The sequence below is a fragment of the Aeromicrobium choanae genome (genome assembly GCF_900167475.1).
Lineage (GTDB): Bacteria > Actinomycetota > Actinomycetes > Propionibacteriales > Nocardioidaceae > Aeromicrobium > Aeromicrobium choanae.
The window spans coordinates 1,224,125-1,245,648 of record NZ_LT796768.1 but is presented as its reverse complement, the minus strand read 5'-3'; the positions used below and the strand labels follow the sequence as shown (position 1 = coordinate 1,245,648).

The 21,524-nt window shown below is 71.0% G+C and carries 22 protein-coding genes; 16 read left to right on the top strand and 6 right to left on the bottom strand.

Translation table 11 applies throughout. The features are described from left to right. Positions 1-38 precede the first annotated feature (38 nt). The 6 genes from B5D60_RS06160 to B5D60_RS06135 are packed head-to-tail and all read left to right on the top strand — an operon-like array spanning position 39 to position 4,864. Positions 39-1,193, top strand: a complete 1,155-nt coding sequence (locus B5D60_RS06160) for an NAD(P)/FAD-dependent oxidoreductase (RefSeq protein WP_078699334.1) — start codon at positions 39-41, stop codon at positions 1,191-1,193. Beyond that, on the top strand, positions 1,190-1,888 hold the full coding sequence (locus tag B5D60_RS06155) for an SDR family oxidoreductase (RefSeq protein ID WP_078699333.1): 699 nt from the start codon (positions 1,190-1,192) through the stop codon (positions 1,886-1,888). The genes B5D60_RS06160 and B5D60_RS06155 overlap by 4 nt, the downstream gene beginning before the upstream one ends. A 40-nt stretch (positions 1,889-1,928) precedes the next feature. Beyond that, complete coding sequence (locus B5D60_RS06150) at positions 1,929-2,282, top strand: cupin domain-containing protein (RefSeq protein ID WP_078699332.1); 354 nt, start codon at positions 1,929-1,931, stop codon at positions 2,280-2,282. Further along, positions 2,279-3,094: a Rossmann-fold NAD(P)-binding domain-containing protein gene (locus B5D60_RS06145; RefSeq protein WP_078699331.1), complete on the top strand. Its 816-nt coding sequence runs from the start codon at positions 2,279-2,281 to the stop codon at positions 3,092-3,094. Before B5D60_RS06150 ends, B5D60_RS06145 begins: the two co-directional genes overlap by 4 nt. A gap of 10 nt (positions 3,095-3,104) precedes the next feature. Beyond that, on the top strand, positions 3,105-3,839 hold the full coding sequence (locus B5D60_RS06140; RefSeq protein ID WP_078699330.1) for an aspartate/glutamate racemase family protein: 735 nt from the start codon (positions 3,105-3,107) through the stop codon (positions 3,837-3,839). Positions 3,840-3,874: 35 nt separating this feature from the next. Then, positions 3,875-4,864, top strand: coding sequence for an MDR family oxidoreductase (locus tag B5D60_RS06135; RefSeq protein ID WP_078699329.1), 990 nt, complete (start codon positions 3,875-3,877; stop codon positions 4,862-4,864). 16 nt (positions 4,865-4,880) lie between these two features. Here the strand turns inward: B5D60_RS06135 and B5D60_RS06130 are convergent, their stop codons facing one another. Together B5D60_RS06130 and B5D60_RS06125 are read right to left on the bottom strand one after the other, a co-directional pair. Next, positions 4,881-5,354, bottom strand: a complete 474-nt coding sequence (locus tag B5D60_RS06130; RefSeq protein WP_078699328.1) for a nitroreductase/quinone reductase family protein — start codon at positions 5,352-5,354, stop codon at positions 4,881-4,883. 34 nt (positions 5,355-5,388) lie between these two features. Next, positions 5,389-6,000: a hypothetical protein gene (locus B5D60_RS06125; RefSeq protein WP_153302885.1), complete on the bottom strand. Its 612-nt coding sequence runs from the start codon at positions 5,998-6,000 to the stop codon at positions 5,389-5,391. A gap of 141 nt (positions 6,001-6,141) precedes the next feature. Between B5D60_RS06125 and B5D60_RS06120 the strand changes: the two genes are divergently transcribed. Next, entirely contained in the window at positions 6,142-6,840 is a 699-nt protein-coding gene (locus tag B5D60_RS06120) for an SDR family NAD(P)-dependent oxidoreductase (RefSeq protein ID WP_078699326.1), read from the top strand. A 7-nt stretch (positions 6,841-6,847) separates the two neighbouring features. On the opposite strand, the gene B5D60_RS06115 is transcribed toward B5D60_RS06120, so the two are convergent. The 4 genes from B5D60_RS06115 to B5D60_RS06100 form a co-directional block, all read right to left on the bottom strand. Further along, a complete protein-coding gene (locus tag B5D60_RS06115) occupies positions 6,848-8,023 on the bottom strand; it encodes an acyl-CoA dehydrogenase family protein (protein ID WP_078699325.1) in 1,176 nt (391 codons plus the stop codon). Continuing rightward, positions 8,020-9,231: an acetyl-CoA C-acetyltransferase gene (locus B5D60_RS06110; protein WP_078699324.1), complete on the bottom strand. Its 1,212-nt coding sequence runs from the start codon at positions 9,229-9,231 to the stop codon at positions 8,020-8,022. The genes B5D60_RS06115 and B5D60_RS06110 overlap by 4 nt, the downstream gene beginning before the upstream one ends. Beyond that, positions 9,224-9,874 carry a TetR-like C-terminal domain-containing protein gene (locus B5D60_RS06105; protein WP_078699323.1) on the bottom strand — a complete coding sequence of 217 codons (651 nt, stop codon included), beginning with the start codon at positions 9,872-9,874 and terminating at the stop codon, positions 9,224-9,226. The genes B5D60_RS06110 and B5D60_RS06105 overlap by 8 nt, the downstream gene beginning before the upstream one ends. Before the next feature lie 62 nt (positions 9,875-9,936). After that, on the bottom strand, positions 9,937-11,493 hold the full coding sequence (locus tag B5D60_RS06100; RefSeq protein ID WP_197684415.1) for a class I adenylate-forming enzyme family protein: 1,557 nt from the start codon (positions 11,491-11,493) through the stop codon (positions 9,937-9,939). Positions 11,494-11,665: 172 nt separating this feature from the next. Here B5D60_RS06100 and B5D60_RS06095 point away from each other — a divergent pair, with 172 nt between their 5' ends. From B5D60_RS06095 to B5D60_RS06055, 9 genes are all read left to right on the top strand, one after another. Next, entirely contained in the window at positions 11,666-12,841 is a 1,176-nt protein-coding gene (locus B5D60_RS06095; RefSeq protein ID WP_078699322.1) for an ABC transporter substrate-binding protein, read from the top strand. A 154-nt stretch (positions 12,842-12,995) separates the two neighbouring features. After that, complete coding sequence (locus B5D60_RS06090) at positions 12,996-14,231, top strand: acyl-CoA dehydrogenase family protein (protein WP_197684414.1); 1,236 nt, start codon at positions 12,996-12,998, stop codon at positions 14,229-14,231. Beyond that, positions 14,228-15,364 carry an acyl-CoA dehydrogenase family protein gene (locus B5D60_RS06085; protein ID WP_078699321.1) on the top strand — a complete coding sequence of 379 codons (1,137 nt, stop codon included), beginning with the start codon at positions 14,228-14,230 and terminating at the stop codon, positions 15,362-15,364. The genes B5D60_RS06090 and B5D60_RS06085 overlap by 4 nt, the downstream gene beginning before the upstream one ends. 17 nt (positions 15,365-15,381) lie before the next feature. Then, on the top strand, positions 15,382-16,947 hold the full coding sequence (locus B5D60_RS06080) for a class I adenylate-forming enzyme family protein (RefSeq protein WP_078699320.1): 1,566 nt from the start codon (positions 15,382-15,384) through the stop codon (positions 16,945-16,947). A gap of 175 nt (positions 16,948-17,122) precedes the next feature. Continuing rightward, a complete protein-coding gene (locus B5D60_RS06075; RefSeq protein WP_078699319.1) occupies positions 17,123-17,887 on the top strand; it encodes an ABC transporter ATP-binding protein in 765 nt (254 codons plus the stop codon). Next, positions 17,884-18,597, top strand: coding sequence for an ABC transporter ATP-binding protein (locus tag B5D60_RS06070; RefSeq protein ID WP_078699318.1), 714 nt, complete (start codon positions 17,884-17,886; stop codon positions 18,595-18,597). The genes B5D60_RS06075 and B5D60_RS06070 overlap by 4 nt, the downstream gene beginning before the upstream one ends. Next, on the top strand, positions 18,597-19,493 hold the full coding sequence (locus B5D60_RS06065) for a branched-chain amino acid ABC transporter permease (RefSeq protein WP_078699317.1): 897 nt from the start codon (positions 18,597-18,599) through the stop codon (positions 19,491-19,493). Before B5D60_RS06070 ends, B5D60_RS06065 begins: the two co-directional genes overlap by 1 nt. Further along, positions 19,490-20,521 (top strand): branched-chain amino acid ABC transporter permease, encoded by a 1,032-nt coding sequence (locus tag B5D60_RS06060; RefSeq protein ID WP_078699316.1) that lies wholly within the window; start codon positions 19,490-19,492, stop codon positions 20,519-20,521. Before B5D60_RS06065 ends, B5D60_RS06060 begins: the two co-directional genes overlap by 4 nt. 17 nt (positions 20,522-20,538) lie before the next feature. Beyond that, positions 20,539-21,480: an enoyl-CoA hydratase gene (locus tag B5D60_RS06055; RefSeq protein WP_078701306.1), complete on the top strand. Its 942-nt coding sequence runs from the start codon at positions 20,539-20,541 to the stop codon at positions 21,478-21,480. The last annotated feature ends 44 nt before the right edge of the window (positions 21,481-21,524 follow it).

Below are 21,524 nucleotides of genomic sequence, written 5' to 3'. Positions count from 1 at the left end.
CTGAACACCTTCCCCCCTCATTCCCGAAAGGACCCTTCATGGGACACACACCCGGCAACGACGCGACCAAGGTCGGCACCGCCATCATCGGCGGCGGCATCGTCGGTGTCACGCTCGCCTTCTACCTGGCCGAGCTCGGCGAGAAGGACATCGTCGTGCTCGAGGGGCGCGAGCTGGCCAGCGGGTGCACGGGCGGTTCGCTCGGCGGCGTGCGTCAGCAGTTCAGCACCCCGCTGGAGATCGAGCTGGCGATCCGCGGACGCCGCTTCTGGCAGACGTTCGAGGACGTCTTCGAGCAGCCGTGCCAGTACTACCAGGACGGCTACCTCATGCTGACCGGCCGAGAGGAGCTCTTCGAGAAGCTCACGCAGGCCGCCAAGACGCAGGCCTCGCTCGGCGCCCCGAACGTGGAGATGCTGTCGGCGAACGAGCTGCTGGAGGTCGTGCCGTGGCTCGGCGTCGACGGGCTCATCGGCGGCTGCTGGACCCCCGAGGACGGTCGCGTCAACCCGACGGACGGCGTCTACGGCGTCGCCGCCGCGGCGCGCCGCCTCGGTGTGAAGATCCGCGAGCGCCACGAGGTCGGCGACCTCACGCAGGTCGAGGGCGGCTGGCTCGTCGACGGTCCCGAGCCGCTCCTGGCCGAGCGCGTCGTCGTGGCCAGCGGACTGGGCTCGCCGAAGCTGCTGGCCAAGTTCGGGCTCGACATGGACATCTTCCCGATGTGGGTCCACTACGGCTTCACGACGCCGGTGCTCGGCGACCAGCGCCTGCCGCTGACGATCGACCTGGAGACGGGCTGGTGCGTCGAGCGCGAGCAGGACGGCGCGATGGTCACGATCCTGAGCTCCACGCTGCCCGAGCGCTACGGCGTGAGCGACATGCTCGCGGAGTTCGCGGAGGCGTCCGAGACGCGAGCCCCGCTCTTCGCCGAGGTCGGCATCCGCAACACGATCAGCGCGGCCGCCGACGCCACCGGCGGCGACGGCCACCCGTTCATCGGCGAGGTCGAGGCGGGACTGTGGACGATCACGGGCTTCGACGGCCACGGCACGATGATGGGCCCGGCGGCGTCGCAGCTGCTGGCCAAGCTCATGCTCGGCATGCCCGACCCGGTGCTCGACGTCAAGGCGTTCGACCCGCACCGCAAGGCCACCGAGAACCTCGAGTGGCTGCGGGCGGCCCGCAAGTGACGCGACCGGTCGCCGTCGTCACGGCGGCGAGCAGCGGCATCGGCGCCGGGATCGCTCGCACGCTCTCGTCCTCGTACGACCTCGTGCTGTTCTCGCGCTCCGAGGCCGTCGAGGAGCTCGCCGAGGAGCTGGGGGCCGTCGCGGTCCGCGGGTCCCTGACGGACGCGGCCGACCGCGAGCGACTCGTGGCCACGGCGATCGAGCGGTTCGGCCGCATCGACGCGGTGGTCTCCAACTCGGGACACCCGCCGAAGGGCGACCTGCTGACGCTCACCGACGACGACTGGAACGCCGGGATCGACCTGCTGTTCCTGAGCGTGGTCGACCTCGCGCGGCTCGTCACGCCGCACATGGTGTCGGCCGGCGGCGGAGCGTGGGTGTTCATCACGAGCTACGCGTCCCTGGTCCCCGAGGCCGTGATGCCCGTGTCGAGCGTGGTCCGCGCCGCCGTGCAGAACTGGGTGAAGCTCTACGCCGGGGCGGTGGCCGCCGACGGGATCCGGGCGAACTGCGTGCTGCCCGGCTTCGTGGCGACGCATCCCGTCGACCGCGAGCGCCTCGCCTCGATCCCGCAGCGGCGCTACGCCCAGCCCGAGGAGATCGGCTCCGTCGTGCGGTTCCTGCTCTCCGACGAGGCTTCCTTCGTCACGGGCCAGAACCACGTCGTCGACGGCGGCATGATCCCGCTTCCCTGAGCCCATCCGACCCGATCCCACTGACCGACCGAGGAGTCCCATGTCCGACCAGCCCGTCAAGCTCGCCCCGTTCAACCCGGAGTTCACCGCTCAGAACGGCCCCATCGACGTGGAGCGCCGCTCGCTGCCCCACGGGCTCTCAGAGCTCTCGGCCGGCATCGTCCGGTTCCCGTCCGGTGGCAGCTCGGAGCCGTGGACGCTGCCCTACGAGGAGGCGTTCTACGTCATCGAGGGCCAGCTCAGCCTCCACGTCGGCGACGAGACGGTCGTCGTGCCGGCGGGCGAGGTCGTGACGCTCGAGAAGGGCTGCACCGTCGTGTACGAGGGCGAGCCCGGGACCAGCGCGTTCTTCTCCCTCGTGCCGGCGAACTGGCTGGAGACGGCGGAGTCGTGATCGCCCTGACCGGCGCGTCGGGCAAGACCGGGACCGTGCTGGCGGACCTGCTGTCCGAGACCGGCACCCCGCACGTGCGGCTCTCCAGCCGTCCCGGTGTCGGTGACCGGCGCTTCGACTGGCTCGACCGCACGACGTGGGCCGCGGCCCTCGACGGGGTCGACACGCTGTACCTCGTCAAGCCTCCGCACGGCTCCGGCATGGCCGAGCGCGTGGCGGCGCTGCTCGAGGACCGCACGGGCATCGGCCGCGTCGTCCTGCTCTCGGAGATGGGCCGCGGCGACAAGGACCCGGAGGATCCCGACCGGGCGGTCGAGCGGGTCGTCGAGGCGTGGGACGGCGAGTGGACCGTGCTGCGCCCCAGCTGGTTCCTCCAGAACTTCTCCGTCGGCGGCGGCTTCCACGACGACGTCACCGGCGGGACGATCTCGCTGCCCACCGGCGACATGCCCGTCTCGTGGATCGACACGCGCGACCTCGCCGAGGCTGCGCTCGTCGTGCTGACCGAGGACGGTCACTGCTGCCGCGGCTACACCCTGACCGGACCGGAGTCCTTCGGCGTGGCCGAGCTCGCGCGGCGACTCGGCGCCGCCATCGACCGTCCCGTCGCGGCGGCCGATCCGCTCGGCGTGGACGACATCCTCGCGACGTACGACGACGGCACGGAGCGCGGCGCGTACTACGCCGAGCTCCTCGTCGACGTGGCCGCGGGCCGCTACGCCGAGATCACCGGCGACACCGCCGATCTCATCGGGCGCGAGCCGCGCACCTTCGACGACTTCGTGAGGGACCACCTCGCCGACTGGGAGTGAGAACAGAGCCATGGCTGTCTACGAGGCGCGCAAGGGCCAGGTGTCGTACGGGTACACGATCGGGATGCTCAGTGCCGAGTGGCACATTCCCTTCCCGCCGGGGGACATCGGCAACGCGTCCACGTTCGACTTCCCGATCCGCTACCTCGGGATCGAGGGGATGGACGGCTCGGCCGTGCTGAACGGCGCCGATCCGGAGTCCACCGGCCGCGTGGTCGAGGCCGCGCTGCGGCTGCAGGACGAGGGCGTGCGCGCGATCACCAGCAACTGCGGCTTCATGGCGGCGTACCAGCCGGCGGTGGCCGAGGCGCTGGACGTCCCGGTGTTCCTGTCGAGCCTGCAGCAGCTGCCGATGCTCACCTCGATGCTGGGCCGTCACCGCAAGCTGGCTCTCGTGACGGCGAACGGCGCGAACATGACGCCCGCGCTGCTCGACGCGGCCGGCGTGACCGATCACTCGCGCCTGCACGTCGTCGGGATGGAGAGCTACGAGCACTTCGTCGACGCGATCTTCCGCGAGACCGGCACGCTCGACACCGACGTCATGGAGCGCGACGTCGTCGACGCCGCGGTCCGCGCGACCCGAGAGGTCCCGGTCGGCGGCATCTTCCTCGAGTGCAGCGACCTGCCTCCCTATGCCTCCGCCGTGCATCGCGCGACAGGCCTGCCAGTGTGGGACTGGGCCCAGTTCATCCGCTATGTCCACGCCGCTGTGGCCCCGAAGCCGTACAGCGGCACCTTCTGACCATCGTTCAACCGCTCGTCCAAGGAGACATCCCGATGCCCGACACCACCTTCCAGGCCTACCAGGTCACCGCGCCGAAGCAGCCCGCCGAGCTGGTGACCCTGAGCCGGGACGATCTCGGCCAGGGCGACGTGCTCGTGCGGGTCACCCACTCGTCGCTCAACTACAAGGACGGCCTGGCGATGCTCGGCAAGCCCGGCGTCGTGCGGACGTTCCCGCTGACCTGCGGCATCGACCTGGCCGGCGAGGTGGTCGAGGCCGGCGGTGGATTCGCCGCGGGCGACCAGGTGGTGCTGACCGGCGCCGAGCTGTCCGAGACCAAGCCGGGTGGCTACTCGCAGTACCAGAGGGTCGAGGCGGAGTCGGTCGTGGCGGCGCCCGAGCGGCTCGGTCCGTGGGGCGCGATGGCCGTCGGCACCGGCGGCCTGACGGCCATGCTGTGCGTGCTGCGGCTCGAGGCGGCGGGCGTGAAGCCCGAGGACGGTCCGGTGCTGGTCACCGGCGCGACCGGCGGCGTCGGCAGCTTCGCGGTGTCGATCCTGTCCCGCCTCGGGTACGAGGTCCACGCGGCCACCGGCAAGGACAGCGAGCACCCGTACCTGACGAGCCTCGGCGCGGCGCAGATCATCGCCCGCGACGAGCTCTCCGGCGATCCGCGCCCACTCGCCAAGGAGCGCTGGGCCGCCGCGGTCGACAGCGTCGGCGGGACGACCCTGGCGAACGTGCTCTCGCAGATTTCGTACGGCGGCTCGGTCGCCGCGTGCGGCCTGGCCGGCGGCCACGGCCTGCCCGCCACGGTGATGCCCTTCATCCTGCGCAACGTCGCGCTGCTGGGCGTCGACAGCGTCCACGCGACCTCCGAGGCGCGGGCGCAGGCCTGGGCGCGACTCGACGAGCTCTTCACGGCCGACGACCTGCGCGAGGTGGCCGTGGACGCCGCCTTCACCGACCTGCCCGAGCTGAGCGAGAAGATCCTCGCCGGCCAGGTGCGCGGCCGCTACGTGATCGACGTCGCCGGCGCCTGACGCCTCGCCGGGCGCCTCAGCCCTGCGGGGCGGGGCGCTCGGTGAGCCGGATGACGGGGATCTCGCGATCCGTCTTGTCGTTGTACGAGGCGAAGTTCGGCGCCGAGGCGATGATCGAGGCCAGGGCGTCGGCGCGCTCCTGGCCGTGCAGCTGCTCGGCCGTCACGTCGATCTTCCGGTCGCCGATCTCGATCGTCACGTCGCCCGGGTGCGCGGCGATGTTGTGGTACCACGCTGGATTCCTGGCGGCGCCGTTCGCCGAGGCCACGACGAGCCACGAGCCGTCGCCACCCGGGAACCAGGCGACGGGCACCTCGCGCCGCTCGCCGCTCTTCGCGCCGACCGTGGTCAGCGCAAGGATCCTCATCGGGCCGAGCTTCGCGGACTCCGATCGCCGGGCCTTGCGCACCATGAACCGGTTGACCAGACGGACGACGGGGTTGCTCGTGCTCTTCCTGCCGCGAGTTCCGCGGGGAGTGTCGAAGCTCATGGTGGGGCCTTCCGCAGGTCGGTTCCCCTCGAACCTAGCGCGGCTGGGGCTCCGGGGCCGTGACGCTCGCGACGTCGGCCGGGGTGCGCAGCCAGCGCCAGTAGATCGCGATGCCGAGGGCCGACCCGGCGGCGTTGAGGATCATGTCGAGCATCGTGTCGGCGTAGCCGCGCGAGTGGTGGGTCGACTGCATCTGGTCCGAGGCCCACTCGCCGATCTCCCACAGCGAGCCGATGCCGAGCCACGAGAGCCACAGCGCGAGCAGCAGCAGCGCTGCCGTGTCGGCGCGGTAGCGGTGCAGCACCAGCCGGGCGATCCCCATCGTGCTCACGAGCGAGAAGGTGAAGTGCGCGAAGTCGTCGTACCACCAGATGCGGTCGTAGAAGTCCAGGCCCCAGCCCAGGACGGCACCGAGGATCACGAACGTCAGGCCGGTCAGCACCACCGGGTCGCGCAGGGTCTGCCACAGCGCGATGCAGCCGATGACGCTCGCGGCCATCGTGAGTCGCGTGAAGTGGTCGTTCGCGGTCAGCCCGACGACGGCGGCCCCGATCATCACGAGGATCGTGAAGGTCATGGCGGCCCAGTGCAGGCGGGGGGACTCCTCCTCCGCGGGCGCGGCGGGGGGCAAGGTGCGTGAAGGCATGTGATTCGAATCGAGTGAGGGGTCAAGTCTCACGACAGGGTATGCGAGGTGCGCAGCAGCCCGTGAATCCGCGGCGAGCGTTGACCCGGGAACGGCCCACAATATAGTTTGACGTCGAAGTCAAAACTAGAGGGAGTCATCATGGACAACCGAGTACTCGCGATCCTGGGTGCGAGCGGCGACGTCGGCGGCGGGATCGTCCGCTCCGCGGTCGAGCGAGGCTGGTCGGTGACCGCCGTGGGGCGCTCCGCCGAGCGACTGCAGCCTCTGGTCGACGAGCACGGGACGCAGGTGCGCCTCGTCGTCGGGGACGTCGGTACCGATGCGTCGGCGGCCGAGCTCGCTCGCGCGCTGGGCCCGCTCGACGCTGCCGTCGTCACGGTGTCGCCGAGGTACGAGACCCGAGAGGTCCTCGAGTGGCCGGTGGAGGAGTTCAACGCCTTCGTCGCCGGCAACGTGGGCGCCCACCTGGCCGCTGCTCGCCACGTGATGCCCCTCGTGCGCGACGGCGGTGACTTCCTCGGCATCGGTGGAGGCATGGCCGATGTGGTCATTCCCCGGTTCATCCCGCTGGCCACCGCGCAGGCCGCGCAGCGCCAGCTCTATCGCGGGCTCATCCGCGAGGGTCGTGGCGCCGCACGCGTGCGGATCCGCGAGCTCCTCGTCGCGTCCTTCGTGGCGGGCGTCAGCAACCGCGCGCAGATGCGGCCCGAGTGGATCACCGACGACGAGATCGGCGAGCACGTCCTGGGCCTGCTGGAACAGCCGGCCGGTCAGGACGACCCGGACGAGGCGATCTCGGTGCTGCGCTCGCCGCGCGAGCACCTGCTGCAGCGGTAGGACCGGGTCAGCCGGATCGCTGCCGGGTCGCACCTCGCACGAGGGCACCGCCGATGATCAGGCGCTGGATCTCGCTGGTGCCCTCGTAGAGGCGCAGCAGCCGGACGTCGCGGTAGATGCGCTCCACGGGGACGCCCCGCATGTAGCCCGTTCCGCCGTGGACCTGGACCGCGAGGTCGGCGACCCGGCCGACCATCTCGGTGCAGAACAGCTTCGCGACGGAGGGCGCGATCCGCGTGTCCTCGCTCTCGTGGAAGCGTCGCGCGCACTCGCGCACGAGCGACTCGCCGGCGAGGACACCGGTCTGCATGTCGGCCAGATGCGCCTGCACGAGCTGGAACTCGCCGATCGGCCGGCCGCCCTGCGTCGCCGTGGCGGCGTACGCGACGGTCTCGTCCAGCGCGCGCCGGGCGGCACCCACGGCGAGCGCCGCGATGTGGACCCGCCCGCGGGCCAGTGAGGTCATGGCAGCCCGGTACCCGACGCGCTCGTCGCCTCCGACGAGCGCGTCCCCCGAGACACGAACGTCGTCGAAGGCGACATCGGCCGTCCAGGCGCCCTCCTGCCCCATCTTCCTGTCGTGCGGTCCCACCTCGATGCCCGCGGCGTCGGCCGGGACGAGGAAGACCGCGATGCCGGGGTCCTTCCCCTCGGCGGGGCGCGTGCGCGCGAACGTCACGAACAGACCGGCGGTCGGAGCGTTGGTGATGAATCGCTTGCTGCCGCTGATCACCCAGTCGTCGCCGGACCGCGTGGCGCGCGTGGTGAGGCCGGCGGGGTCGGACCCCGCGCCCGGCTCGGTGAGCGCGAACGAGGCCACGACGTCGCCCGAGGCGATCGGCCCGAGCCAGCGCTCGCGCTGGCCCTCGGTGCCGTAGCCGACGAGGACCTGCCCCGCGATGCCGTTGTTCGTGCCGAACATCGAGCGCAGCGCCAGCGTCGTGTAGCCGAGCTCCATCGCCAGCTCGACGTCCTGGACGAGGGTCAGACCGAGTCCGCCCCATCGCTGGGGGATGGCGTAGCCGAACAGGCCGAGGTCGGCGGCGGCGGTCCGCAGGTCGGCCGGCATGAGGTCCTGCTCCATGATCTCGGCCTCCCGCGGGACGACACGGGAGCGGACGAAGTCACGCGTCAGTTCGAGGATCTGGGCGAACTCCTCAGGATCCACCTCGGGCGCGGTCATGCGACCCGCTCGAACACGCCCGCGAGGCCCTGGCCCCCGCCGATGCACATGGTCAGCAGCCCGTAGCGCTGCTCGCGCCGGTGCAGCTCTCGCGCGAGCGTCGCCAGCATGCGGCCGCCCGTCGCCCCGACGGGGTGTCCGAGCGAGATGCCGGAGCCGCTGACGTTCGTCCGCTCCAGGTCGGCCTCGGTGAAGTCCCAGGCGCGGACGACGGCGAGAGCCTGGGCGGCGAAGGCCTCGTTGAGCTCGATCAGGTCCATGTCGGCCAGGGTGAGGCCGGCGCGATCGAGCGCCGCGGCGCTCGCCGGCACGGGCCCGATGCCCATCACGTCCGGGCGGACGCCGCCCAAGCCCCACGAGACCAAGCGCACGAGCGGGCGGACCCCGAGGCTCTCGGCCTTCTCGCGCGTGGTGACGAGGGCGATCGCGGCCGCGTCGTTCTGCCCACTGGCGTTCCCTGCCGTGACGGTGGCCTCGGGGTCGGAAGCGCCCAACACCGGCCGCAGCGCGGCGAGCGACTCGAGCGTGACGTCGCTGCGCGGGTGCTCGTCCTGGTCGACGACGACGTCGCCACGCCGGTGGGGCACGGTCGTGGGGACGACCTCACCGGCCGTGAGACCCGCGGCGCGAGCCGCCACGGCGCGGCGGTGGGACTCGAGCGCGTACCGGTCCTGCTCGTCCCGGGTGATCCCGTACTCCCGGCGCAGGTTCTCGGCCGTCTCGAGCATGCCCCCTGGCACCGGGTGGAAGCGCCCGCCCGCCGTCTGACGGCCCCGGGCCAGAGCGTCGTGGATGCGTACTCCGGACCGGGAGGCGCCCCAGCGCATGTCGGTCGAGAAGTGGGCCGCGTTGCTCATCGACTCGGTCCCGCCAGCGAGAACGACGTCGTTCGCTCCGGAGCCGACCTGCAGTGCAGCGGTGATCACGGCCTGCAGGCCGGACCCGCAGCGCCGGTCGACCTGCTGTCCGCCCACGGTGACGGGCAGGCCGGAGTCGAGGGCGACCACGCGCCCGATCGCGGGGGCGTCGGCGGTGGGATAGCAGTGGCCGAGGATGACGTCGTCGACCGTCTCCGGCGGGATCCCGGTCCGCTGGAGCAGTCCGGTCACGGCGCTGACGCCGAGGTCGGTAGCGCTGAGCGGGGCGAGCGAGCCGCCGTAGCCGCCGATCGCCGTGCGCACCGGCTCGCAGATCACGACCTCACGCATCGGACTCCTCCTCCGCCGGCTCCCCGGAGCCGTGGCGGAGCCCCTGCAGGATCACCTCGACGAGTGCGGCCGACTCCTTCTCGAAGGAGGCGGCGAACGCCGGCTCCTCGCGGTCGGGTGCGAAGACCCAGTGCATGAACATGCCGCCGAGGATCAGGTCGGGGAGCGTGGCAGGGGAGGTGCGGGGGTCCAGCTCGCCGCGGGCGATCGCCCGCCGTGTCACCTGGCGGGCGGCGCGGGTCCGGGGCCCGATCACCATCTCGCGGTAGAGCCGGTCGAGCTCGTCGTTGCTGGTGCAGTCCACCAGGATGCGGTTCCCGGCCTGCGGCAGGAACGGCGCCGCGTACCAGTCGAGCCATTGCGCGTGGTAGTCGCGGACGTCCGCTTCCAGGCTGCCCATGTCCCGTGCGGTCGGGAAGTTCGTGCGGTTGAACGCGGACACGAGGAGCAGCTCGCGGCTCTCCCATCGCCGGTAGATCGCCGGCTTGCCGATCTTCGCCGCGCGGGCGACCGCGTCGAACGTCAGCCCACGCCAGCCCTGGAGGGCGTAGATCTCCAGGGCGGCACTCAGCACGAGTGGCTCGACGCGCGGGTCCCGCTTCCGCCCGGCGCGCCGGCGCGTTCCTTCGCTGGTGGATGACATCTGGCCGTCCTGCTCTGGCGAGTCCGCCGATGAGAGATTGAGTATGGGAGGCGTACGGAATGCTAGTTCATCTTCTCCCCGACGGCCGTCATCGTCGAGTCGTCCACGGGGAACGCCTCGGCGAGGCGTCGTCGCTGGATCTTGCCCGACGGCGTCCGGGGGATCTCCTGGACCACGAAGACCTCGCGCAGGCGCTTGTAGGGCGCCAGCCGCGGCGCCAGCCACTCGATCAGCAGCTCCGGATCGGGATCGGCGTCGGCGGCCAGGATCACCGCGGCCACGGGTCGCTCGCCGCGACGGTCGTCCGGAACCCCGAAGACCGCGCAGTCGGCGACGTCCGGGGACGTCAGCAGCACCTGCTCGATCTCGACGGGGGACACCTGGTTCCCGGAGACCCGGATGATGTCCTTGACGCGATCGCTCAGCATGACCCAGCCCTGCGCCTCCACGTGCCCGATGTCACCGGTGCGGTACCAGCCTCCGGGCAGGAACGGCGGCTGGCCGGCGGGAAGGTAGCCCGCCATCGCGGCAGGGCTCCGGACGACGATCTCGCCGGTCTCCCCCCGGGGCAGGAACTCGTGGCTCACCAGGTCGATGGCCTCGACCTCGACCTCCCTCGGAGGCAGTCCGACCGAGTCGAGCCGCGCAGCCCCGGGGGTGACGGGGTTCACCGCGATGATCGGCACTTCGGTCGTCCCGTAGGCCGGTGCCCAGTGGACGCCGGTGCGCTCGGTGACCCGCGCGGCGATGTCGCGGTTGACCGGGGTGGCCGACCAGTTGAGGTAGCGCAGGCTCGACAGGTCGAAGTCCTCGAGGTCGGGCATGTCCGCCAGGGCGGCGGCGATCGGCGCCACCGCCATGCCGATCGTCACGCGGTCCGCCTGGAAGCTCTCGACCATGGCGCGGGTGCTGAACTTCGGGAACAGCCGGATCGCCGCCTCCCCGATGAACGTCGCCCCGATGTTGACGATGCCCAGGATGTGGGCGAGCGGCGTCAGTGCCTGCAGCCGGTCCTGCGGTCCGATGTCGAGGCTCGCGCGCCACTGCTCCGTCGCCACGACGAGGCTGCGGTGCGTGTGGCGGACCGCCTTGGGCATCCCGGTCGTCCCGGAGCTGAAGGGCAGGGCGACCTCGCTGTCGGTCGGGTCGATCGCGTGGATCTCCTCCGGCACGTCGGCGAAGTCTCCGCTGAGGAGCGATGCCATCTCGGTCCATCCGGGACGCTCGTCGCCCGGACCCGTGACGACGGCGATCTCGGGGCGGTCGATCTCGTCGACGAACTCCGCGAGCTCGCGACTGGCCACCACGGCCCGCGGTCCGGTGAGGGTGAACGCGTGACGGATCTCGGTGCTGCGCCAGGCGCTCGGCATCAGCACGGCCGAGGCGCGCAGCCGGCACAGGGCGAAGAAGGCGAAGACCCACTCCGGCTGCGTGCCCAGGCACAGTGCGACCCGATCGCCGGGGCGCACTCCCAGCGCGTGGAGGCCTCGCGCCATCGCGTCGGACGCCGCCCGGATCTCCCCGTACGTGAGCTCGACGTCGCCCGCGAGCAGGCCGACGCGCTCCGGCGACCGGCTCGCCGTCTGGTCGAGGATCGTCGAGTAGTCGAATGCCGTCACGGTGTGCCTCCTTGGGGGATGTGGCAGGAAGGCTATTACGGACGGACTTCGGACACAATAGGGAGGGCTCTGGGAACGGGGTCTTTCAAGGCGATTGACAGTGGTGGAGGTCACACTTAGATTGACACCGACGTCGGAATTAATAAACGGCGCATTCGCACAGGGAGAACTGATGAGGACACACCATTTGACCCGCGCGAAGGTCGCTCTTGCGTCCTTCGCTCTCGCTGCGACCGCCGCCGCGTGCGGTGGCGGGGACGACGCCGCCGCCGGGGATGACAAGCACGCGTGGGGCATCAATGCCGAGCTCTCCGGCAATGTCGCCTTCTACGGCGAGTCGCTGCAGGCCGGGGTGAAGGCCTACGTCGACCAGGTCAACAAGGACGGCGGCATCGACGGTCACGAGATCGACCTGACGTCCGTCGACAACGCGGGCGACTCGTCGCGGTCCGCGACGAACGCGACGCAGCTGATCACGTCCGACGAGGTCAGTGCGATGTTCGGCTTCGTGCTCAGCGCGAACTGCTCGGCCGCCACGCCGGTCGTCGAGCGGTACACCGTGCCGCTCGCGTGCCTCTCGGTCGCGGAGAGCAGTGACTACGTCTACAACCTGGGGCCGAACAGCGCCCGCATGGGTGGCGCCCTCCTCGAGGCCGCCAAGGAGGTCTCGGGCAAGGACGCGCCGAAGGCCGCGCTCGTGCACCTGAACACCCTCACCGTCCTGGCGCTCGCCGAGGCGATCAAGGAGCAGGCCGACGGCGCCGGTGTCGATCTGGTGACGTCGCAGGAGCTCGACCTCGCCGCCACTGACGTCTCCCCGCAGGTCGCCAAGGTCGTGGCGTCCAAGCCCGACGTCGTCATCGTGAGCAACTTCGGGCCGGGCTTCCTGGCCGTGCTCAAGGCGGTCCGGTCGGCGGGTCTCGACGTGCCGGTGGTCTGGGCCGACGGCACCGGGAACCTGACGTCGCTCGAGGAGTCGACGGACGAGAACGTCTACGCGATGACGGCCTACGAGCTGGTGGACCCGGACAACGCCACCGGCGTCGCGGTCGACTACATCGACGCCATCTCCCCGACGCTGAAGGAGGTCAACGCCGTCACGCTGAACGCCGGCTACACCGCGATGGCGTACATCACCGCCAACGCCTTCGGGCAGGCCACGAAGGAGTGCGGCCACCCGTGCTCCGGCAAGGACCTCGCGAAGGTCCTGAGCACGGAGACGTTCGACATGGAAGGTCTGGTCTCGGACTTCTCCTACGAGGGTGACCACTACCCGTTCTCGGACTGGTACCTCTACCAGGTGACCGGGCCGAAGTACGAGAAGGTCTCCTCCTTCGACGTCGACTGAGTGCCTCCCGGACCGACCGGGCGCCCCTGCTGCCGCAGGGGCGCCCGGTCGCTCTTCGTCTCGGGCGAACTTCGAGGATCCTATTGCGAACGAAACCCGTACGTAATAGGATCCGAAACACACTGGTGGCGTGGATCACACCCTAGGAGGACCCGTGGCGGAGGCTGACGCCGGATCGAGCGACAACGAGATCCGTGACCGGATCGAGCGATTCCTCGACGAGCACGTCCCGCCAGGGTTCCCGGGCATCGGCGCGCTGGACGCAGGGGCGCGCGAGGAGTTCCTGGGCCCGTGGCGTGCTGCCCTGGCGGAGAGCGGCCTCATCGCCCCGGACTGGCCTCTCGAGCACGGAGGCGCCGGACTCTCCGAAGCGGAGCGCATCATCCTGGACGAGGCGTTCGCGCGGGCGGGTGTCCCGCAGTGGCCCCTCCCGACGGACCCGATCGGCTTCGCCCTGCTCGGCGCCACGGTGCTCGCGTGGGGGACGCCCGAGCAGCAGGCCCACTTCCTGCCGCGCCTGGTCACCGGCGAGCACCGATGGGCCCAGGGGTTCTCCGAGCCCGAGGCCGGCAGCGACCTCTTCGGCCTGAGGACCCGGGCCGTCCTCGATGGTGACGACTGGGTCGTCGACGGGCACAAGATCTGGCAGACGCAGGGCCATCGGGCCAACTGGATCTTCCTGCTCGCCCGGACCGACGCGACGGCGCGCAACCGTGACGCGCTGTCCTTCCTCCTCGTCCCGCTGGACCAGCCGGGGGTCGTCGTGACGCCGATCCGCTCGATGACGGGCGAGCACGAGTTCGCCGAGGTGAGGCTGGAGGGTGCGCGCACCGCGGCGAGCCATGTACTGGGCCGGCCGGGCGAGGGCGCGCGAGTCGCGCTCAGCCTGCTCGGGCTCGAGCGCTCCGCCTTCGGCGCGGCGCACGTGCACTACGCCCACGAGCTGGAGCGACTCGTGGCCCTGGCGCGCGAGCAGGGGCGCGCCACCGATCCGCTGGTGCGGCAGCGCATCGCCGACATCCGCATCGGCGTCGAGACGATGCGGATGCTCACCATGCAAGCGCGTGAGAACGCGCGGGGCGGGAAGGGGCCGGGGCCGGAGTCCTCGGTGTTCAAGCTCTTCGAGACCACGTTCGACCTGCGGCTCACCGACCTGGCGATGGACCTGCTGGGGATGGGTGGCACCGCCCGGACGGGCCCGCCCTCGGCCACGGTGCTGGGCCCGGACCCGGTCGGCACGCCGAACTCGGCCGCTGCCTGGCAGCAGTCCTACCTGCGCTCCAGGGCAGCGGTGATCTACGGCGGATCCAGCCAGATCCAGAGGACGACGATCGGCGAGCAGGTCCTCGGCCTCCCGCGCGAGCCCCGAGCGATGGCGGACCTGCGATGACGACGACACAGGACGCGGTCGCGCGGGAGCAGCAGGACCTCGCCGACTTCCGGCGCAGCGTGCGCTCCTTCCTGGCCGCCCACGGCGATCCCGATCGAGTTCCCGACTTCGGGACGGATCGTGACGTGTCCGCGGTGGCCGCGACCTGGCGCCGGGGATGTGCCGAGCTGGGACTGGCCGGACTGGGCGTGCCCGAGGCGTTCGGTGGTGACGGTGCGGCGCTGGCCTATCAGGTGATCGCCTGGGAGGAGGCCGGGCGGGTCGTCTCGCCGCTTCCCCTGACCACGACGGCGCTGGCGATCGCGCTGCTGCTGGCGACCGATGATCTCGAGGGGCAGGAGGCCTGGCTCCCCGGCATCGCCCGAGGCGACACGATCGTGGTGCCCGCCCTCCAGGAGCGGGCCCACGACTGGTCGCTCGACCTGCTCGACACCCGTGCCGAGAAGCGGGACGGCGGCTGGCGGCTGGAGGGCGCGAAGGACTGGGTCGTCGACCTCGACGTGGCCGACGTGGTGCTCGTCTGGGCGGGGACCGACGACGGGCCCGGCCTCTTCGCCGTCGAGGCCAGCGCACCGGGTCTGCGCCGCGAGACGGTGCCGTCGCTGGATCCGACGCGAGGGCTCGGCCGGCTGGAGCTGTCCGGTGCGCCCGCGCAGCCGGTCGGCCGACCTGGTGCGATCTCGGCCGAGCCGGCGCTCCTGGTGGGTGCGCTGGCCCTGGCTGCCGAGCAGCTCGGCGTGGCCTCGCGGGCGCTGGAGTCGGCTGTCGCGTACGCGACCGAGCGGACGCAGTTCGGCCGGCCGATCGGGTCGTTCCAGGCCATCAAGCACCTGCTGGCGGACCGGTACGTCGAGGTCGAGGCCCTGAGCGCCTCGGTGCACCAGACCGCGCGCGCGACCGACGCCGGGGATCCGCGGGCGCGACTCCTGACGCACCTGTGCCAGGCGGTCGGCTCCGACGTCGCCCTGGCGGCCGCGGGCGCATCCGTTCAGGTGCACGGCGGGCTCGGCTTCACCTGGGAGCACACCGCCCAGCTGTTCTTCAAGAGGGCGACCTTCGACCGGCAGTGGCTGGGAACGCCCGACCACCACCGCGAGCGCATCGCGCGACTGACCCTGGACTCGAACGAGTGACCACACGAGGAGTGAGCATGGAACCAGCCGACATCGGCTTCCGCCCGACGATCGGCACGGCGATCCGCCGGGCCGCGACGGAGTTCGGGGACGTCGACTACGTCGTGAGCCTCGACGACCGGATGACGTACGCGCAGGCCGAGGCGGCGTCCGCCGCCCTCGCCCGGCGGATGCTGGGGCAGGGAGTCGGCAAGGGAACCCGGGTGGGCCTGTTCTACGCGAACGGCACCGACTGGGTGGTCGCGTGGCTCGCCGCGTCACGGATCGGCGCCGTGGTCCTGCCGCTCAGCACGTTCTACGCCCCGGGCGAGCTGCGGAAGGTGCTGCGGCTCGGCGACGTCGACGTCCTGCTGGCGCCCGCCCGCGTGCTGAAGATCGACGTGCCGTCGTTCCTGGAGCAGGCCCTGCCCGGCCTGGCCTCCCACGACGGCCCCGGACTGCGGCTCCCTGACGCGCCGTACCTGCGACGGATCTGGCTGGACGGAGCCGACGATGCCCCCGCCTGGGCGGTCGCCCACGACCTGCGCGGTGAGCCGACGGAGGCGGACGCCGATGCAGGCCTCCTCGAGGCGGTCGAGGCCGAGGTCTTCCCCTCCGACGCCGCGCTGATCATCCACACGTCGGGCACGACGGCCGATCCGAAGGGCGTGGTGCACTCCCACGGCGCCGTGATGCGCCAGACGGCGATCATCCCGTCCACCATGGCGGCGATGGCGCCGGAGGGGCTGGCACCCAAGTACCTCTGCGCGATGCCCTTCTTCTGGATCGGGGGAGTGCTCGGCGCGGCCGGCACGCTGCACGGCCCGGTGACGCTCCTGGTCATGGACCGGCTGGACGCGGGCGGCGCGCTGGAGCTGCTGGAGCGTGAGCGGGGGACCGCGGTCGCCGGCTGGCCCACGTTCACCCAGCGCCTGCGACTGCACCCGGACTTCGGCACGCGCGACCTCTCCTCGGCGCCGTCGCTGCTCGACGGCCCGGCCGACCTCGCCCTGCAGGGCACCACCGACAACGTCCCGCGGCACCGCAGCATGACCGAGACGGCGGGCAGCTTCCTGACCACGGACATCACGGTGGTGGACGAGGACGGTGCGGCCGTGCCCACGGGGCTCGAGGGCGAGCTCTGGGTCCGTGGTCCCGGGTTCATGCTCGGCTACAACAAGCGCGAGGCCTGGGAGGTGCTGGACGACGACGGGTGGCTGCACACCGGGGACCGGGTGTTCCGACGTGAGGGCGACCCCTCCGTCTACTTCGCCGGTCGCTTCACCGAGCTGATCAAGACGTCCGGTGCCAACGTGTCGCCGAAGGAGGTCGAGGCGGTGATCGACGAGCATCCTGACGTCAACCACTGCTTCGTCGTCGGTCTGGGCGATCCGGAGGTCGGTCAGGAGGTCGTCGCCGCGGTCGTGCCGCGGAATCCGGAGACCTTCGATCCCGAGGTCGTGACGCGTCACCTGCGCTCGGAGATCTCCCCGTACAAGATCCCCAAGCGCTGGATCGTCGTCGAGGAGCTGCCGCTCCTGCCCACCACGAAGCCCGACAAGCGCGAGCTGCTGCGCCGGATCGAGTCCGGCGAGATCGGCTGACCGAGGGTCCCATTTCGTACCGGGTGGACCCATCCGCCACGCGCACGAGGCGAGGGGAGAGGGATATTCCCTGACGTGCAATGAATTACGTCAATCTTATTGCGTATGGTTCCCGTACGTATTACGCTCATCACACCGCGACGCACTGCGTCTCATCACTGCGAGGACACGCCGAATGACTCCACGAGAACCGTCCGTCCTGAGGACGGAGGGCCTGACGTTCCGCGCCGGCGGCGCCAAGATCGTCGAGGACGTGAGCCTCACCGTCCCGCCCGGCGAGTTCCTGGGCATCATCGGACCCAACGGTGCCGGCAAGACCACCCTGCTGAACCTGTTGACCGGCACGGTGCGCACGACCGCCGGCACGGTGTGGCTCGGCGACACCGACGTCACGCGGATGGCGCCCCACCGGCGGGCTCGCCTGGGCCTGGCCCGCACGTTCCAGACCTCGTACCTGCTGCTCGGGCTGACGGTGCTGGAGAACGTGCGCCTCATGGCGCAGACCCGCGGCGTCCGCCGCATGGGGCTGCTGCGGACGCTGACCTCCACGGACGAGACGCTCGACGCGGCCCACGCGGCACTCGAGCGGGTGGGCCTCGGGGGTGCCGCGACGCTGCAGGCCGGTGCGCTCTCGCACGGCGACCGACGCAAGCTCGAGCTCGCGATCGTGGTGGCCGCCGAGGCTCCCTTCGTGCTGCTGGACGAGCCCATGGCCGGCGTGAACTCCGAGGACGTCCACGACCTCACCGAGCTCATCCGACGGCTGCACGTGGACACCGGGGCGACCTTCCTCATGGTGGAGCACCACCTCGACGTCGTCCTGGGCCTGGCCGACCGGGTCGCCGTGATGCACAAGGGCGAGCTGCTCGCGGTCGACCTCCCTGACCGGGTCACCGCCGACGAGCGCGTGCAGACCGCCTACGTCGGGGAGCTCCTGTGACCGAGCACCTCCTGGAGCTGAGCGACGTCCATGCGTCGATCGGGGTCTCCCACATCCTGCAGGGCGTCTCCTTCGACGTGCCGGCGGGCGACGTCACCGTGATCATCGGCCGCAACGGCGTCGGCAAGACCACGACGCTGCGGGCGGTCCTCGGCCTCGTCGAGCGCACGGGGGAGATCCGCTACGACGGCCGCCGGATCGACGCGATGGAGACGTCGCGCATCGTGCGCGAGGGCATCGCCTACGTCCCGGAGGACCGCGACGTCTTCGCCGACCTCACGGTGGCCGAGAACCTCGCCCTCGCCGAGCGCAAGGGCCGGCCCCACCGCTACGACCTCGTGCACGACCTGTTCCCCGAGCTGGAGTCGCGTGCCAAGCAGCGCGCCGGGACGCTCTCGGGTGGTCAGCAGCAGATGGTCTCCCTCGCCCGCGGCCTGCTCAACGAGAGCCCCCTCCTGCTGATCGACGAGCCGACGAAGGGCCTGGCGCCCAAGGTGGTCTCCGAGGTCGTCAAGGCGCTCGAGCTGATCAAGGGCACCGCGACCGTGCTGATGGTCGAGCAGAACATCGCGGCCGCACGCCGCCTGGCCGACCACGTCGTGATCATGGCCGAGGGCCGGGTCGTGGCCCAGCATCCCGCCGCCGTGCTGCACGACGAGGCGACGATCCGCGAAGCACTCGGGGTCGGCACGACGCAGGGGGGCCACTGATGGACACCGTGCTCGTCCTGGCCTTCACCGGCCTGGGGATCGGCTCCCTGTACTTCCTGCTGTCATCGGGCCTGAGCCTGGTCTTCGGGCTGATGAACGTGCTGAGCCTGGCGCACGCCGCCTTCCTGACGGTCTGTGCGTACGCGAGCTGGCTCGTCGTCCGCGAGACGAACGGCGAGGACCCGACGCTCGGGCGCCTCCTGCTGGCGATCGTGCTGGCGACCCTGGTCGGTGGCCTCATCGCGCTGGTGACCGAACTCGTCCTGCTGAGGCCGCTCTACTCGCGCGACCACTTCGACATCGTGCTGGTGACCCTGGGCCTGGGGTTCGTCCTGACCGCGCTGATCAGCGGCATCTGGGGGCACGAGGAGCGGATCATCCCGCTGCCGGACTCCCTCACGTCGACGACGTCGATCTTCGGCGCGCCGATCACGAACGACCGGCTGATGATCATCGCGGTCGCCGTGGCGGTCTTCCTCGCGATCATGCTCTTCCTGCGCCACACCCGGCACGGCCTCATCGTGCGCGCCGGCGTGGAGAACCGCGACATGGTCCGGGCGCTCGGCATCGACGTGCGCCACTCGTTCACGCTCGTCTTCGTGCTGGGCGGACTGCTCGCCGGTGCCGGCGGAGCGCTGAGCGGCGTCTACCTGCGCGCGATCAGCCCCGCCACGGGCGAGGCCTTCCTCATCTTCGCCTTCATCGTGCTGATCATCGGCGGGCTCGGCTCGGTTCCCGGCGCGTTCGTCGCCGCGCTGGGCATCGGGCTGATCCAGCAGTTCGCGAACTACTACATCAACGGCGGAGCGGGTGACCTGCTCGCGGTGATGCTGATGGCGCTCACGGTGCTGGTCCGACCGCAAGGGCTCTTCGGCCGAGAGGGGCGTGCGGTATGAGTCGGCACACGATGGTCCGGGTGGGCGGCGTCGCCGTACTGCTCGTCGTCCTGGCCTGCGTCCCGTTCTTCTCGTTCACGACCGGCGGCTTCCTGCCCTATGAGATCAACAGCCCGGGCAGCCTGCAGGTCCTCGCGCTCGTGCTGGTCACGGCCGCGCTGGCCGTGTCGTTCGACATCGTCTTCGGGTACACGGGCCTCAACTCGTTCGGCCACGCCCTGTTCTTCACCCTGGGCGGCTACGGCTTCGCGATGACCCTGGCCCACACGGAGCTCGGGTTCGGCGCCGCCATCGGCATCGGCCTGGTGGCCTCGGCGGTCGGCGGAGTCCTCGTCAACGGAGTCGCGCTGCGCGTCGCGGGCCTGTCCTTCGCGATGGTGACGCTGGCCTTCGCCGAGGTCGTGGCCATCGGCATCGGCCGCAACTACTGGGGCACCGGCGGCGAGGAGGGCCTGACGGTCCCGTACCGCTCGATGCCCGAGCAGCTGGTGGGCGTCGTGAACACGCGCAACATCTACTGGGTCGCGCTGGCCACCCTGGTCCTGGTGGTGGCGGTGGCGCTGTGGGCGACCTCGACCCGCCTGGGCCGGATCTGGCAGGCGATCCGCGAGAACGAGCTGCGGGTCAACGTCATGGGCGTCAACACCTATCTGGCCAAGCTCGTCTCCGCCTCGCTCAGCGCGTTCCTCGCCGGGATCTGCGGCATCGCGTACGTCATCGTCCTGGGCGGCGGCGTGCCGCACATGGCCGGGCTCATGATGTCGCTGAGCCTGATCGTGATGGTCGTGATCGGCGGCCGCGGCAGGATCTGGGGCGCGGCGCTCGGAGCGGCGGTCTACGTCCTGCTCGAGCAGCGGCTCCCCGAGCTGGCGTCCTCCGAGGGCGTGAAGAACCTGCCCGAGGTCGTGCGCATCCCGCTCTCGGAGCCCCAGCTGCTCTTCGGCGTGGTCTTCATCGCGCTCATCTTCTTCTTGCCCGGGGGCATCGCGGGCTTGTTCTCCCAACGACGGACCCCGGTGGGGTCCTGATGAACCAGGAAGGTCCCATGACGTACCGATTCATCCAGTACGCGACAGAGGACGAGGGGACGATCGCCACGATCACCCTCGACCGACCGCGACAGCGCAACGCCCAGCACCGAGGCCTCCTGGTCGAGCTCGGGGACGCCTTCGAGCGTGCCGAGCAGGACGACACCGTCCGCGTCGTGATCCTCCGCGGCGCCGGGACGGCGTTCTCGGCCGGTCACGACATGGGCAGCGCGGACCTCATCGAGGAGATGTCGCCGGGGCCGGGTCAGCATCCGACCTACGGGATCAACGGCGGCACCAAGGGGACGGTCGAGTCGACCTACCTGCAGGAGTGGCACTACTTCTTCCACAACACGCGCCGCTGGCGGGACCTGCGCAAGATCACGATCGCCTCGGTGCAGGGCCCGGTGTACTCCGCGGGCCTCATGCTGATGTGGGCGTGCGACCTGATCGTCGCCGACGAGACGGCGGTCTTCGCCGACGTGGTCGGCACGCGGCTGGGCATGTGCGGGGTCGAGTACTTCGGCCACCCGTGGGAGTTCGGTCCGCGGAAGGCCAAGGAGCTCCTCCTGACCGGCGACTCCCTGTCGGTCGAGGAGGCGCACCGCCTCGGCATGGTCAGCAAGGTCTTCCCCGAGGGCAGCCTCGTCGACAGCACGATGGCGCTCGCGCGGCGCATCGCCCAGGTCGACACGGCCGCGGCCCTGATGATCAAGGACTCGGTCAACCAGACCCAGGACCACCAGGGGTTCTACAACTCGCTGCAGTCGGCGTTCACCCTGCACCAGCTCAACCACGCACGCTGGGCCGTCGAGACCGGGGGCCAGGCGCTCGTGCGCCCCCCCGAGTCCTCGGAGAAGGCGTCCAGCTGGAACCGCGTCGTCGGGCGCACCACAGCTTCCTCCGTCGCACCACGCGACGACCGAACGACCCCCCACGAGAGAGGCACGAGAGATTGAAGACGCACCGGAGCGCGAGGTACCTGCTGGTCGCAGGTGCCGCC